The following is a 15,234-nucleotide window of genomic DNA, read 5'->3' on the forward strand; positions in this document are numbered from 1 at the left end:
ATGCAACTGAAACCCCATAAACGACTCAATTACCAGAGAGGCATGAGGGCGCTATCACTGATTCAGAACACATTGTGAAACCCTTGTCATCCCCAAAGTTCGTTGACAAATCAAATTGATAATACCCCTCAAGATCTGAATGGTTTTTCATTTGGTGTTAATTTTGGAGTAAATATTCCACTATTTTGATAATTGCTAACATATATCTTTGCCCGTCTGTGAGATTTTTAAGTTATTTTTCTGATAATCATCTAACCAGACGCAACCTTTATCTAAAAGAGTGTCTAACTCTAAGTTCCAAATAACAACTCTGTTATCCATACTTGCAGCAATAAGGCTTTTTCCATCAGAGTTAAAACTTATGTCTTGAAAGGTATCCTTATTACTTTTAAAGCTAGCAAGTGATCCACCCGCTCGATTCCAAAGTTTAACTGTGTTATTAGTAGTAGATGCAATTATTCTTCCATAGGGACTAAAGGCTACACTAGTAATACTTTCCTCTTGCCCATCAATTGCAAATAGTTTTTCCCCTTCAAGATTCCATATCTGAATGGTTTTATCTTCACTAGCTACAGCAACTATTTCGCCATCAGGGCTGAAGTTGATATCATTTATGGTTTGTTCAAGTTTTCCTAAAGTTATGGGTCGCTCTTGATCCAATTGCCATAACTGTAATTTATTCTCCTCAGTAGCTAAGGCAAGCTTTTGGCCATCTGGACTAAATATCAGGTGGGTAAACACTTCATTCGGACTTTCAATGACAGTAGGTTTGTCTAATTTTTCGATATTCCAAATCTTAACTGTTCCATCCCAACTTGCTGATGCAAGATTCTTACCATTTGGACTAAACCTTAGGCTAGTAATAGTATTATTGTGACCCCCTAGTGTTTTGATGATTCTTTCCTTTTCAAAACTCCAGAGTTTGACAGTGTTATCTGAACTAGCTAATGCCAGAAGTGGGTTATGAGCTTTTGGCGCAAAATCAAGTCGATAATGGCCTACTAAGTCTTTTAAGATAAAATATTCTCCATTATTCAGTTTCCAAACCTTTACTAATTTATCTAAGCTAACAGATGCAAGATATTGACTATCAGGACTAAAACGAACTTGAAGAACTGGCATAGTATGCCCATCTAAAATCTTGAGGAATGGGTTCTCTTTTAAGTTCCAAAATCTTAAGACATTATCATCTCCCCCTGAAATAATAAGGCTTCTACCTGTATTAGTACTGGAACTCAGACTGTGAACTGTTCCTGTATGTCCTTTAAAAGTTTGAAGAAGCGTGCAACTCAGAACATTATTCTGTCGACCAAGGCTCCAGAGTTTGACAGCCTTATCTTCACCTGCTGACGCGATTTGGTTATCTGAAAGGAATTTTATCTCATTTATGGATGCATTATGATCCACATCACAGAACTGCAGTTCTTGACCATCCTTGCTCCAAAATCTGATTTTTCCCTCCTGGGTACCAGAAGCAACAATTTGACCGTCTGGACTAAAAGCTACGCTATTTACCGAGTGATTATGATTGAGAGTTTTTATAGTTTGACCATTACTCAGATTCCATAGCTTTACAGTGTTATCTAAGCTTGCAGAAGCAATGGTATTTCCTTCAAGGTCAAAGCTAGCACTAAAAACTGTATTTTTATGGTCCATTAAAGTATGAATTAATCTGCCATCTTCATTCCAAATACGAATCATTTTATCATCACTTGTTGAGGCAATATTTTTACCATCGCGACTAAAAACGACATTGTGTACTGGTTGAGTATGAGATTTCTCCCAGATGATCCTACCGCTGGTGTCCCAGAGTTTAACGGTGCCATCTATGCTGCTAGAAACGATCTTTTTCTGCCCTAGATTAGGGCTGAAATTCACACTGGTAACTCTGTCTTTATGGGCTATCCATTTTGCCTTAAGTTTTCCATTATTTCCCCAGATCCTGATAGTCCTATCATCACCTGCTGAGGCAATGGATTGCTCATCAGGGCTAACACTAATACCTCTGATAGGAGCACTATGTCCTTCTAAGCGATTAAGTTCTTGTATTTCATAAACAGATTTAGCTAGAACAGCTACAGTTCTGGTATGAGTAGTATCAGACAACAGATGAAGTTTATGAAGCATCCAAGGCATCGGACTTTGGAGCTTTTTTCCTGCTTTCATACTGGTTACTAGTGCTTCAATCTGCTTATTTTCAGCAAGATACGAATTAGACAAAGCCGTTAAAGAATTGATTTCACCCTGTATCGTTTGACTCAATTGCACTAGGAAACTGATAGCTGCGGTACTTGCTATCACTGCCGAAAAAATTGCAATTTTGGCCCGTCTCTGCGCTTTTTGACGCAATATTCTTTCATATGCCAAATTATCTTGAATTGCGCTATCGCTAACTTCCACCAACTCTAGTAGTACTTCATCTTGTCCTAGCTCTTGAGCATCCTGGCTGTTTAACCATCTTTTTGCTTCAGCGAGTTGAGCTTCATCGAGCAAACCATGGTTACTCGATTTTTCTAACCAAATCCAATCCTCTACTCGACGCATCAATTGCCTACGAGTTAACTCCGCCTCCCGACGTTCACTGAGCCATAGCTGTAAAGTTGGCCAGCCGTCAATCAGAGCTTCATGGGCGATATCCACTTTCCTCCCCACGTCTTCTGATGTTCCACTAAGGGTAAGCAACCGTCGATCAGCAAGAAATAATAAAGTCTCATTGAACAACTGGATATCATCATCCAGTGTCAGTAATTGTTCGACAGACTGTTGCCGACGAGTATCCGCTCTTCCTTCACCAAATTGAATTAAGCGCAGGAAAATTCGGCGTATAATTGGCAACTGCTTTTGATCTAAAGCAGCTATAGTAGCATCAGCCCGATTAGCAATTGCAATCTGCAAACCTGTGCGGTTACTACCATCGAAGTTTTTATAAGCTTTATCAAGGACCAAAGATTCATAAGCACTAAGGTGTAGAATTTGTTCTTCTACTTTCTCCCATAACAAAACTAATGTCTCTTGAATTAAGGGCAAAACGCCTGGTTCGCCAACTGCATCTGCCACCAATCGCTCTGCCAAAATAGCCTCAACGAATACCCCTGCATCTTTAGCGGGTTGAATAATTGCCTCGTGTAAGTTTGAAGGATTTAGCGGGATGATCTCCATTCGAGAAAACTGAATCTTTGGCCACAATGGCGATTCCATCAAGTCAGGATAGAAATCAGCTCGAACAGTCAAAATGATATAAAGATTGGGGATCTCAATCAGGCGTAGTAATGCTTGTTGGAAGTTGGCTTTTTCTTGTTCTGCCTGCGCAAATACTTCTTCAAATTGGTCTACAACCAATAGCATTCGCTTTGCTTCAGGCTCGACCATTAATACTTCTGTGATGGCCAGATTAGGATCAACTAAATCACTTCCCAAAGTAGCTTTCAATGTACTTAATGGAGATTTACCAGGACGGATATCCAAAACTAACCAATTCCCAGTTCCAAACAGGTCACTTTGGCGCAAAGCAGGAATGAGTCCTGCAAAAACAAGTGATGACTTCCCACTCCCCGAAGGACCAATCATCGTAATCAAGGGGAACTGGTGTAAGCGTCTTTTAGCATCCTCTATTTCGTTATCACGCCCAAAAAAACAGTCACTGTCTACTTCACTAAAAGGCACCATGCCAGGGTAGGGGCATGGTGGCCTTGAGGGTAGATCAGAAATCCCAGGCTTTAACTGGTTACAGAGCCTTGCAATAACATCTTTCCTATCACTGGGATCAGTTGCATTAAGATGAACAACCGTATTTAAGCGAGTGGGTAGTTGAACTGGTTCAAGAATCAAGGGAATGACTGGCCAAGTTCCAGTTTCCAAACCGTAAGAGCTACTAAGTCTTTCTATAAAATTGTTAGCGACTTCAGCCATATAGGCATTAGAAATTATCAGCACAACCCATTTACTTTCTTGAATCGCCCGTTCAATTGCCAGTAACTTTGGAAGTCCCAGATTGAAGTCATCTTTGGTATGGCACTGAATATCAGCTTGTTCCAAAGCAGATAATAAGTATCCTTCTACCCAAGCACGATCTGCATCCGCATAAGAAATAAACAGATCATATTTTTTAACTACCATGATGATTTACCTGTCTTGCGGATTAATCATTATTTGCTAGTGATTTCTCTAAATAGTCAGCAGAATATTAAAATAATTTAGAAACTAGATTGTCATGCAAACTAGTTCTACTTTTTTGTTGCGAAAAAATCTTATGCTAAAGAATATATAATCACTAATACTAAAAATCATGGCTTTTCATATACAATCGACAATATGGCTACAGCAATAGCTTTTCATAGATTAATTAAAAAATTCACATAATACTACAAAGATACTATAAAATCTTTATGAATAAGTTAGCAAAAATATATATCTATAAAAAGCATTTAAAAAATCATTTTTTAAATGAATCACCTTATTAGCGGTGGAATAGTGGACCCTTTAAAGCTTTGACTAGACGCTCAAACTCACTCTCAGCTCGACGAGCATGAGTCAGGTCTAGCATTGCCAACATACTAAGTCTTATAGGTAAGCGATTATAATCAATAGGTGTAGTCTTTAAAGGTAACAGGCGGTAATTGCCTTCCTGAATACCCATTGTTTGTGCAAGAACATTTTCAAACTCTGCCATGCTATCTGCTAAATAGTTTTCTGATAACACAATAAGAATTCGTTTAGACTGAGTAATACCACGTTCAATGTTAACTACACGAGCTACACCTGGTTCATCCACATCACCAGAAATAGCAATCTTTAAACCAGCGTTTTTTAGTCGCGGCACTAAAGTTTCCCAAACCCAAATGGCATCAGGCTCTTTATCTATATAGCTAATGTAGGCATCATATCGGAAGTCTTCTTCTATCGTAGGGACAATTCCTCGTTGACCACCTAAGTAAAGTGAAACAGGAATATTTTCTTCTAATTCTGCTTTGAAGATTGGATGCTGATTATGCTGATCTTGAGTCACTTTAGGTTGGAGATACTCAAATAAGTCAAAAATACGGATCACCCCGTCATTACTGACAATCTCCCCTTTTAAACCAGCTAACAAATGCTGTGTAAAAAGACTATTCTCTGAACCAGAAAGGAAATAAGAAAACTCATTTGCACGTGAAGAAGCAAGAATTGCTCTACCCAAACCTTGCTTTAAAAGATCATAATAATCCGCTGACAGTTCTTCCTTCAATGCAAGTGCACATTCTTTCTTTGGCTGACCAATTCCGCCAGCATGGCAACAATCAAGAATTGTTAACATTTTCTTAGCTGGAATTGCTTGTAATTTTCGAGTCAGTTCAGCACTCGAAATTGCTGTTTTACTGAAAGACTCTTCTGACTTACAATTAGTATCAACTGTTAGTAAGTATTCTCCTGAATGGGGGCCAGATTCTATTTGGCCCCCATGACTAGATATATATAACAGAATAGTTGATTTCGTGTTACTTCTATTAGCAATTATCTCCAAAGTACCTAGTATCGAGTTTTTGGTTGCTTGATTATTTAGAAGTAAGTATACATTATCATTTATGTATCCACAGTATTTTTGACTAATAAGCAAATTATAAATATCTTGAGCATCATTTATGACAGTTGCAGGCAACGAACTAATGTGTTTATAGTTAGAAATACCTATTATTAGAGCATAAGCATTATCAAATTGCATGGCAAAAAATTACTACTAACTTTTCAATCTTTATTAAAGTCATACATGAAATCAAGCATGATTTATATTTTATTTAATTATCAAAAAATCCATAAGCTCTCTATTTGAAACATAAAAATGATGACCCTATGCTAGTTATCGATATCTACTTTAACTAGTTACCAAGCTTAGATGAATATAACCCTCTTTTACTGCTTTAGGGAGAGGATAAAACTTTGATTATTTCTCGCCTATCCTCATATTTTTGCGCTGAAGAATAATTTTCAATAATAACGGTAAAACGTTAATACAGATTTTATCTAGCCAGAGTGATAAAAGAGGGATCAAGTAATGAAATTAGTTGTAATGCAAATATATAAGGAGAGAATCTAAGGACATATATCTATCAGGTGTTGATATAGTTTTTACGCAAGAATGTTTTAGCAATACAGAAAATCCTATTCCCATTGTGATAGATCAGCCTTGAGAAGATCAGCTAGGTGAAGTTAAATTAATCGACCTGCTCTATCGTTCACCAGCAATTGTAAATTCAAAAATTTAAGAGGTATTTGCCGCTGCCCAAAGTTCTGGATCATCCAACATAAACTGGAGTAAATGCTCCCAATCAACAGGGTCATGAATAATCGGTTAGCCATTGGTTCTGGATTAGGCTTTCCCAGTGGCTTGATTGATGGGTTGAGAGCTACAAACAGAAGTCAGATCAAGATGATTTTTTGGGTTTGCTCACATTTTCAATGCTTGCGGTTGAATAACCCAGTTTTTAGACCCAATGTCGAGGATAAAGTCGCTTTGACCGCCTTCATTGGAAGTTGCCGCATTGTGGTTAATTCGTCTGTCAGCGTTTAGCTTTACAGGATGAGCGGAGGTTCCGAAAGGGGTATAGTCCATAAAGCCCAGATGCGATCGCACGCAACGTATCCCATTCCGTCGGTAGACGAGGCAACTGCCAATTCTGGGAATTACAGTAGGTGAAATTCACGAGCTTCCATAGGGTGGGGGGATCAACTGCCTTAAACATGCATCCAAAGATCGTATTATTGCGTTGTTGATGACGGATTTCGGCCATCAGTCTCAGACTCGTGTGGGGAACTTCAACTTTAACGGTCTCAGATATCTCTAAAGACACAGGAAGGTGAGTTTGCAGACGGCAGCCAGCCTCCGAGATATCCAGAAATTTCCCTTCGTAAACCTCGCCTGTTGGAGTGGTAATTTGACAAGCCTCGCCAGAAAAGACTCTAGGGTGTCCTCGATCATGATCAGCACTAACACCCGCAATCAAAGCTGTAGCTAAAAGCAAAATGTTCGCCTGTGCCCAAATCAAATAAATCCAATCGAGATCTCCGCCTGAAGAATGGAACATACCAAAAACGATAGCGAGAATGCTTAAGATTAGGAGAAATAAGATATGAGACAGACTGCGAACATTAAAGTGGATGCCATAACTATCTAACTGTTTACTGGTGACATGAAAGGGCTCAGATATTTGAGAATAAAAGAAAATTTTGAGCACCACTTTAAAAACATGAAATCCCTGTAGCAAGTTGTAGATAATCAGCAACAACACACTCCCCCGCATCCAGCTCATGACAATAATGGAAAGAGAATAGCTATACAAGGTATAGGTACTGATTTCTGACAGGGTAATATCAATACTTTTCCAACCTAACAATAGGTACAAAATCGGAGACAGAAAACTCAGAGTTTTGAGAATCTCCTCCAGCCAATACAAGGTTCCTGACAGATAGGTAAACCGCTGCATCATGCTCAGCCCTGACAACCACAACGGGTTATGCTGGCTGATCACCATTCGCAACGTTCCTTCTGCCCAACGCATGCGTTGTTTTAGATATTCATTAATATTGTTGGCTGCACATCCCACACTCAATAACTCATTCAGATAAACTGTTTTATAGCCCCGAGCTTGCATCAAAATACCCGTGGCATAATCTTCAACAATGGTATTGAGCGGAATACCACCAATCGCCTCAAGATGCTGGCGGCGATAGAGAACTGAACTGCCCGAACACACCACTGCGTTGACGGCATCTCGGGCAGGTTGAATAACTTGGTAGAATTCAGTCTGCTCATCGGCGATAAAACGCCCTCCCAAATTTTTTTGGGGTGGGTCAGGATTATAAAATTTTTGGGGCGTCACCACCATGGATACATGGTTATCTGCCTGAAAAAATCCAATAGTTCGCTCTAAAAAATGGTTGAGCGGAATAAAGTCTGCATCAAAAACCACAACAATTTCACTATTCGTTTGTTGTAAGGCATGGTTGAGATTCCCAGCTTTTGCATGTTCATTGATCGGTCTCGTTAAGTAATGGCAACCCCATTTTTTCGCCAGGGCTTCCATTTCAGGGCGCTGCCCATCATCCAAAAGCCAGATATGCTTTTGCTGCTTGGGATACTTGATCGACTTGCAGCCAATCAGCGTTCGCTCCAACATGGTTGTGGGTTCATTATAGGTGGGGATAAAAATATCAACGCTCAGTTTATTGGCCCGTTGCCCCCTCTGATGATATTGATCGGCTTCTGCTCGCCGATTGGGTGCCTGTAGGATCAAATAGTTATTGGTCCAGCTATTCAAAATGCTGAGTAGTTCATAGGCAAAAAGCCCAATGCAGAGTAAGGCATCTGGCCCTTGCAAACTGAGGGTATGGGTAGAGCGCCAGACCAGATACTTAGACTGCACAACAATGAGTAAAACAACCAGCAAACTTTTGATCCAGTTTGGCGGTTGTGTCGGCAGTAAAACCCTTAATATTCCCAACAGCAAAATCGCCAAGAAAATTGGCTTAGTTGTCAAAATAGCTTGATAAATCGTTTGTGCTTTGGGTCCAATTGAAATGACGTCATAAATGATAAATGCAGAAGTAAGCAGTAACAGTAAACATTTGCTACCAGCAACCCTGTAATCTTGTGCAAGTGACCGTAGACTGTTGGTCACCGTTTGCATTACTCAACACTCATGCTGTAAAACATCGACATTAAAAAAGCACAAGCCTCTTTCTTCGGTATCTATCATCTAGAAATTGAGGGAAAACAAGCGATTAATCCGCAATATTTTGGTTAGCGTACCCGAATAAAAAAATAATCCGGCAGAGATGTAACTGAGCAACATCCTATCCACCACAAACTAAAAGCCATCTCTACCGTATGGCGCGGCTTTATCTTCATAAAGGACTGTACTGGCACTGGAATCAATACGGCAAAGTCATATCTCAACGCTGTCACTTGTAACAGGAAGGACAGAGCATTGTCTTGTTTACCCACTTCACCGACTAGCCCACTGCCATGGCATAACGATAGAAGCCAACAAAAATGAACTAGCCAGGCTGGAGAGGGCTAGCGTAGGATGGTCATGGCTTTCTTTAGCTGAAATAATTCGCTGTTAAAACCTACAAAGTCTACTCATTAAGGTCAACATCCTGTTGGATGGAAGTTCTCTCTGTTACCCTCAAAAACTTTAAAGCCCATCGCGATCGCTACTATGAATTTCGACCGGGGGCCAATGCTATTTGTGGTGAAAATGGGTCCGGAAAAACCAGCATCCTGGAAGCCATTGCCTGGGTCCTGTTCGATCACAGTGAATATAAGCGGGCCGAACTGATTAGCGTTGGTGCCAAGAGCGCTCAAGTGAGTGTCAGTTTTGTCTCTCACCTAGATGGGCGAGTGTATGATGTCCGGCGCTGCACCAGTCGGGGCTATGAAGTCCATGATCCACAACTCAAGCGCAAGCTAGAACTGAAAAAACTGGATGATGTGCGTTGCTGGCTCTGTGAACATCTGGGAGTGGGAGTCCATACAGAACTCGCCAAATTATTTGCAGAAACCATCGGTATTCCTCAGGGCACCTTTACGGTGGATTTCCTTAAATCCGCGGGCGATCGCAAAAAGGTATTCGATCCTATTCTCAAGGTGGAAGAGTATAAGCAGGCTTACGATCAAGCTCAAAAATTAACCAGCTACGCCCAGGCCCAAGTCCAACAGCTAGAGCATCAGTTGCACAGCTACGAACAGCAGTTGGAGGGCTGGGAAGACCTAAAACAACAACAGAAAACCCTTGCCCAAACCATCCTGCAGCAGCAGTCCCAGCTCAAAGCCCTATCTGAGCAGATGGCCGAGCACCAGACGGAACTGAAAGCACTCAAACAGCAAGACCAAGCCATCCAAGTCTTGGACAAACAAGTTCAGCACTTGCAAACCCAGTGGACGAGTAAACAAGAAATCCTCCAGCTACTAGAGAGCAATTGGCAGCAGGCGGAACAAGCGGTTCAGATTTGTCGCCAGCATCGTCCCCAGTTTCAGGCTTATCAGCAGGCCCAAGAGACTCTGAAGACGCTGGCTCAGCAACAAAAGCAACGACAGCACCTGTTGCAGGAGCGCGATCGCATCCAAAATACCCTCCGGGATCAGCAAGTCGCGATGTCCCAACACCAAGGCCAGCTCACCACCTTTGCCAAGATGGAGGCTGAACTCCAGGACTGGCAAACCAAAGTCCCGCAGCAGCAGCAGCTCGAACAAGAAAAGATCACCTGTCAACAAGCACTACAAACCCTCACCACTGAACAACACCAGCTCGCCAGACTGCAAGAGCAGCTGCAACAACAGCAGCAACAGCGAGATGCGCTGGAGGAAACGATTAGCCAACTGGCGGCCTTGGAGCCTCAAGTTGCGGCCATTCCCAGTCTGGAAGCCCAGCAGCAGAACATGCAAGAGCGGCTTGGACGGATTACCGCCGCCCAGCAATTTGCCACGGAACTACAAGATGTGATCGCCGCAGCAGAACCTCAACAGCAGCAGTATCAGCAACAAGTCGGCAAAGCCAAGGCCCTCCTCCAAAGCCTATCCCTCACCAAAACTCAGACCACTCAATTGACCAAGGTTTTGGACCAAGGGGCAGCTTTAACTACCCAGATGATCCAGCAACTGCAAACGGCTTTTGCCGACATTATTGATCCACAGGCCGTCACCAAGCTGAATCAGCAGCTCCAGCAGATTAAAACCCAACTCAAAGCCGCCCAAAAAGCGCAAACGCAATGGCTGATGCTAGATGCAAAACAGCAACAGCTCGCAGAGCTGAATCAAGCGATCGCATCCTTGCAGCAGGAGTGCGATCGCATCCAAGTGATCCTTAATCAAGAACCCCAACTCCAGAGCCAGCTCACCCACCTAGATACTCAACTAACAGCTCTCAACGATCCTAAAGGCCATGTCCGCATCTTGCAGCAACAGCTCCAAGGGGCAACCCAACTGGAAGCAGAGATCAACCGTCTGCAGCAGGCTTGTCAGCGCCATGAGCAGTCCCTGGCAACGATTGAAGCTCAGGTCGAGGCCTTAGGCGATCTAGCAGCCCAAGTTGAGGCCCAACAGCTGATCCAGCAAGAACATCAGGATGTTTATCAGCTCTATTTACGCCACCGAAATCAGGCTAATGCTTTTAAAGAGCTGGATCAGCAACGCCGAAGTGCGATCGCAGCTCAAACTCAACTCCAGGCTCAGCTCACCGAGGCTCAAGCTCAATGGCAGGAAAAGCTGACAGTGCATAACCCTGAACGATTAGCTGAATTAAGTCAAACTTACGAACACCTCCAGCGACAACAGGCTCAACTGCAGGGGGGGCTGGCACCGCAACAGGCTCAGCTCCAGTATTTGGACCAACAGCTACAAGCCAAACAAGCCCTCGCCCAAGAACGCGATCAGGTGCTGGTAGCGCTAGCAGACAAGCACCAGATCTCACAATTTATCACCGATGCTCGCAATATCTATAAGCAAAGCGGCCCCAGGATCACTAAATTCTATCTGACAGAAATTTCCTGGGAAGCGGATCGTCTCTATCGGGAACTGTTGGATCGACCTGATGTGGCCTTACAGTGGACCGAAGATTATGAAATTCAGGTGCAAGAGCAGGGACATTGGCGAAGTTTCAAAAGTCTGTCCGGGGGGGAGCAAATGTGTGCAGCTTTAGCGGTACGTCTAGCCCTGCTGAAAGTCTTAGTCGATATCAATATTGCGTTTTTTGACGAGCCCACGACCAATATGGATGAACTCCGTCGTCGGCAGTTGGCCGAAGCATTGGGACATCTCAAATCGTTTCATCAGCTGTTTGTGATCAGCCATGACGACACGTTTGAAAGCGTTACGGAAAATATTATTCGGGTTGAGAGAGTCCGTTAAAGTGCTGACACCCTTCAGAACTTAGGGAGCGGCCCATTGGGTCACAGGTGCAGCAATTTGCTGTTGCTGTTGGTAAGCCACGACTTCCTGCTGACACATGCTGAGGCTATCTTGCTCGCTACTCCCCACCGATGGGAGGCGATGCATTTGCGTTAGGGGAACCTCGACTTCAATCACATTTTCATGGGGCAAACCGAGAGATAGGACCTCTAAGCGCTGGTTCTTGGCTGTGCCAGTGAAGCAGCTGAACTCAGATTGCGGATAGTAAAACGCACCCGTCACTTTCTGACCCTGCTTTTTGAAGACAATATAACCCTGACCAATTTGATTGGCCTGGTCAGAATCCCCATATAGATAGGTACCATCAGCCAAAGGTTGAGTGCTACGAGACGCAGCGATATTGGTGGGTTCTGCAATGGCTATACCTGTGCTGCCTAAAACCAGGGCACCAACAGCCAGTACTGTTTTGACGGAACCCGAGAGAATTGAAGCTTGGGGAAATGTTTTCATCTTTAAAGTCTCACTACCACTTACTTAATCTTCAGTCACAAACCGAGGAAAAACCGTGATCTTGTTATGTCTAAACCGTGTTTTAAATCAATCATGGGCGTGATCAAAATCACTTTTTACGCCGTGCCGACATGCATCAAGCGTTTCGCTGATTCGATGCAATCTGAGAGGGCCTGTCGGATCATAGAACCTGTCGTATATTCACTCCGTAAAATTACTGATTCATACTGTTGCAGGTCTTCCACTGACCTCACAATAGTGAATATACGGACCTAATCGAGGCAAAGCGATCGGGGCCTGAGCATTGCTACCGCATCTAATCAAACTTCAGCAAATATACGGTTGTTCTATTCTCTTCAATCTGAAAAATTTGCAATTCAAGATTAGAGAAGAAAACAAAAATGTATCAAGTTGTAAACTAGAATTTAGAGCGATTTTTTCCTAGTAAAAAGACAGGAAATACACGTTTTATCAGGAACACTAACGATTCATTACCCTATTGATCTTGATCACACTTGTTAAGTGTTCAAGATCATTAGAAGTCTTGATGTACGTTACAGCACAGAGATGGGCAAAAGAAGAATATAACCTTGTGAGTTAGATTCCTCAGCGAATTTAACGCTAGGTCAGGTGATATCGACAAGAGTACGTTCGCTGTAATTTCGCTTACAACCGCTTTATTCTCTATCACTCTATCTTTTGAGGAGGGTAACCCCCATGACTCCAGAAGCAAAGCAGATCCTAGTCCAACTCCGCGAAACGTTTTATACCCAGTTCGCTGCAGCAATGAAACGGGACGTATCGGTGACCAAAGACAATTCTCTTGTTTTTAGCCCTTCACTGGCTGCGATCGTATCTTGGGTGGATGACCAGCAGCGCTTCAACTATCTCAGTGTCCAGGCCCATACAGCCCCCGATCCGCTTTATCCCGGTCGGCCGCTAACCCTACGGATTACGATTAATCCTCCCAGCGGCATCATTACCAATACAAAGACCGTCCAAAAGAAAATGGGTCTAAGCCTCAACTCCAGTTGGAGCCTCAACCTGACGGTATTACCAGAAGAGATCGTGGACATGGCTCATTGGGTCGCCAGTTGGATTCATGCCCAAGATAACGACAGTATCGCCATTGCCGCCCCCTACCGGTTAAAAGTGACTCCCACTGAGGATGACCGTGAGTATCCAGTGTGGACGCAAACGGCTTGGTATTGCTTACATCCAGAAGAGCAGGCTGTTACTCCCGAGGAGCAAGCTTATCACGCAGCTTAATGGGTCCATGAGGCATGGGGTATCGTGCTGATCTGCTGCATGTTTACCGCTCATCCCCTGATACAGCAAGCAGTCTAATCGCCACCCAGCCAGCAGGATGGCGACACCACGTTACAGTGGGAACTACGCTCCTTGCTGAACTGCGCTTGTGAAACAATCGGACCCCACGCCGTTATCCCCCTGGAATGTTTGGGAAACCCTGGGATTAACCATCCTGATTCTGATGGCCTTTTTCAGTATCAGTAGTGCGATCGCTCTTATCTTCTTAACCCTCCAGCTCGCGCAAGATCCAACACTAGACCCTCAAACCGTCATACAAACCCTACAAACGGATGGCCTCGTCTTATCCGTTGCCACCCTGATCGCGGGTATAGGCTCAAGCAGTCTTATTTATGCAGTGTTAAAGGTGCGGCCCGCCTTAAACATTCAGCATTACCTCGCGCTCCGACGGCCGCGATGGACGTCCTGGTTGGTTTGGAATGGGCTACTACTGGCATTGATTGTATTTTCAGAATCGGTTCTGCGGGCGTTTGAGCATCAGGAAACGTTTACGGAAAAAATCTACCAGACAACCCCCAATCCCGTTCTTCTCTACATAGCCATTGTCGGGATTGCGCCTTTATTTGAAGAGCTACTCTTTAGAGGATTTTTATTTCAGGGCCTACAGTCATCCCTGCTCGGCAATACGGGAGCCATCCTGATTAGTGCCGTGGGATGGGCTATTTTGCATCTTCAATATGATGTGGTTGTGATCAGCCAAATTACCCTCTTCGGCTTCCTCTTTGGTTTAGCGCGCTGGAGAACCCATTCGCTGCTGATTCCCCTCTCTATGCATAGTCTCAATAATTTTTTGGCCTTATTTTTCACTAGCCTGAACCTGCCATAGCAGAATGCTTCTGCGCCATGAAGTGTTACGGTCAGAACAGCGGTGCGATCGGAAAACTGCTGCTACACTAAGGGATAAACGCTTTTACAACGCAATATCCATTTACACTCAACTTGAGTCTTAGCAACTGTTTAAAAAGTCACTATGCCGAACGACAATTTCCTTGATAAGGCCTTTTCAGCACTTTCTGACGTGGTGATGAAAGTGATTCCCACGGATCAACAATCTAAAGCTGCTTTCAAATATTATCGGGTGGGCATGGCTGCACAAGATGCGGGGAACTATGCAAAAGCGCTGGGGAATTATACCGAAGCACTGGAGCTAGAAGAGGACCCCATTGACAAGAGCTATATTCTTTACAACATGGGGCTGATTTTCGGTAATAACGGTGATCACGATAAATGTCTGGAATATTATCGACGGGCCCTAGAACTGAATCCCAACCTCGTCCAAGCCCTGTACAATACAGGCGTCGTCTTGCAATATAAAGGCGAACAAGCCGAGGAATCAGGGGAACTTGACGAAGCCGAAAGATTCTTTGACCTAACAGCTGATTACTGGAAAAGAGCGATTAAACTTGCTCCTAACAACTATAGCGAGGCGCAAAACTGGCTGAAGACGACCGGCCGTATGGGAGTGGGTTAGGACGATTTCCCAGCTTAGTTCCACCATCATGCCTTGACACGGT

At 43.4% G+C, this 15,234-nt stretch carries 8 protein-coding genes; 4 read left to right on the plus strand and 4 right to left on the minus strand.

Annotation, left to right across the window (positions count from 1 at the left end; translation table 11 throughout):
- Positions 1-195: 195 nt before the first annotated feature.
- The 3 genes from Q0991_RS09185 to Q0991_RS09195 form a co-directional block, all read right to left on the minus strand.
- Positions 196-4,116, minus strand: coding sequence for a TIR domain-containing protein (locus Q0991_RS09185; RefSeq protein ID WP_299487631.1), 3,921 nt, complete (start codon positions 4,114-4,116; stop codon positions 196-198).
- 340 nt (positions 4,117-4,456) lie between these two features.
- Positions 4,457-5,698 (minus strand): caspase family protein, encoded by a 1,242-nt coding sequence (locus Q0991_RS09190; RefSeq protein WP_299487634.1) that lies wholly within the window; start codon positions 5,696-5,698, stop codon positions 4,457-4,459.
- An 835-nt stretch (positions 5,699-6,533) separates the two neighbouring features.
- A complete protein-coding gene (locus tag Q0991_RS09195) occupies positions 6,534-8,510 on the minus strand; it encodes a glycosyltransferase (protein WP_299487636.1) in 1,977 nt (658 codons plus the stop codon).
- Between the two features lie 629 nt (positions 8,511-9,139).
- Here Q0991_RS09195 and Q0991_RS09200 point away from each other — a divergent pair.
- Positions 9,140-11,881, plus strand: a complete 2,742-nt coding sequence (locus Q0991_RS09200) for an SMC family ATPase (RefSeq protein ID WP_299487638.1) — start codon at positions 9,140-9,142, stop codon at positions 11,879-11,881.
- 21 nt (positions 11,882-11,902) lie between these two features.
- On the opposite strand, the gene Q0991_RS09205 is transcribed toward Q0991_RS09200, so the two are convergent.
- Complete coding sequence (locus tag Q0991_RS09205; protein WP_299487640.1) at positions 11,903-12,391, minus strand: hypothetical protein; 489 nt, start codon at positions 12,389-12,391, stop codon at positions 11,903-11,905.
- Positions 12,392-13,108: 717 nt separating this feature from the next.
- Between Q0991_RS09205 and Q0991_RS09210 the strand changes: the two genes are divergently transcribed.
- From Q0991_RS09210 to Q0991_RS09220, 3 genes are all read left to right on the plus strand, one after another.
- Positions 13,109-13,660: a hypothetical protein gene (locus Q0991_RS09210; protein ID WP_299487641.1), complete on the plus strand. Its 552-nt coding sequence runs from the start codon at positions 13,109-13,111 to the stop codon at positions 13,658-13,660.
- Between the two features lie 148 nt (positions 13,661-13,808).
- The gene (locus Q0991_RS09215) at positions 13,809-14,546 is read left to right on the plus strand and encodes a type II CAAX endopeptidase family protein (protein ID WP_299487644.1); all 738 of its coding nucleotides are present in this window, start codon (positions 13,809-13,811) and stop codon (positions 14,544-14,546) included.
- A gap of 144 nt (positions 14,547-14,690) precedes the next feature.
- The gene (locus Q0991_RS09220; RefSeq protein ID WP_299487646.1) at positions 14,691-15,191 is read left to right on the plus strand and encodes a photosystem I assembly protein Ycf3; all 501 of its coding nucleotides are present in this window, start codon (positions 14,691-14,693) and stop codon (positions 15,189-15,191) included.
- The last annotated feature ends 43 nt before the right edge of the window (positions 15,192-15,234 follow it).

This window comes from Acaryochloris sp. IP29b_bin.137, from assembly GCF_028285745.1.
Classification (GTDB): Bacteria; Cyanobacteriota; Cyanobacteriia; order Thermosynechococcales; family Thermosynechococcaceae; genus Acaryochloris.

Excerpts from the sequence above, each read along its gene's own strand:
- Q0991_RS09210 (WP_299487641.1), top strand. The coding sequence starts at position 13,109 with ATGACTCCAGAAGCAAAGCAGATCCTAGTCCAACTCCGCGAAACGTTT.
- Q0991_RS09190 (WP_299487634.1), bottom strand. The coding sequence starts at position 5,698 with ATGCAATTTGATAATGCTTATGCTCTAATAATAGGTATTTCTAACTAT.
- Q0991_RS09205 (WP_299487640.1), bottom strand. The coding sequence starts at position 12,391 with ATGAAAACATTTCCCCAAGCTTCAATTCTCTCGGGTTCCGTCAAAACA.
- Q0991_RS09220 (WP_299487646.1), top strand. The coding sequence starts at position 14,691 with ATGCCGAACGACAATTTCCTTGATAAGGCCTTTTCAGCACTTTCTGAC.
- Q0991_RS09200 (WP_299487638.1), top strand. The coding sequence starts at position 9,140 with ATGGAAGTTCTCTCTGTTACCCTCAAAAACTTTAAAGCCCATCGCGAT.
- Q0991_RS09185 (WP_299487631.1), bottom strand. The coding sequence starts at position 4,116 with ATGGTAGTTAAAAAATATGATCTGTTTATTTCTTATGCGGATGCAGAT.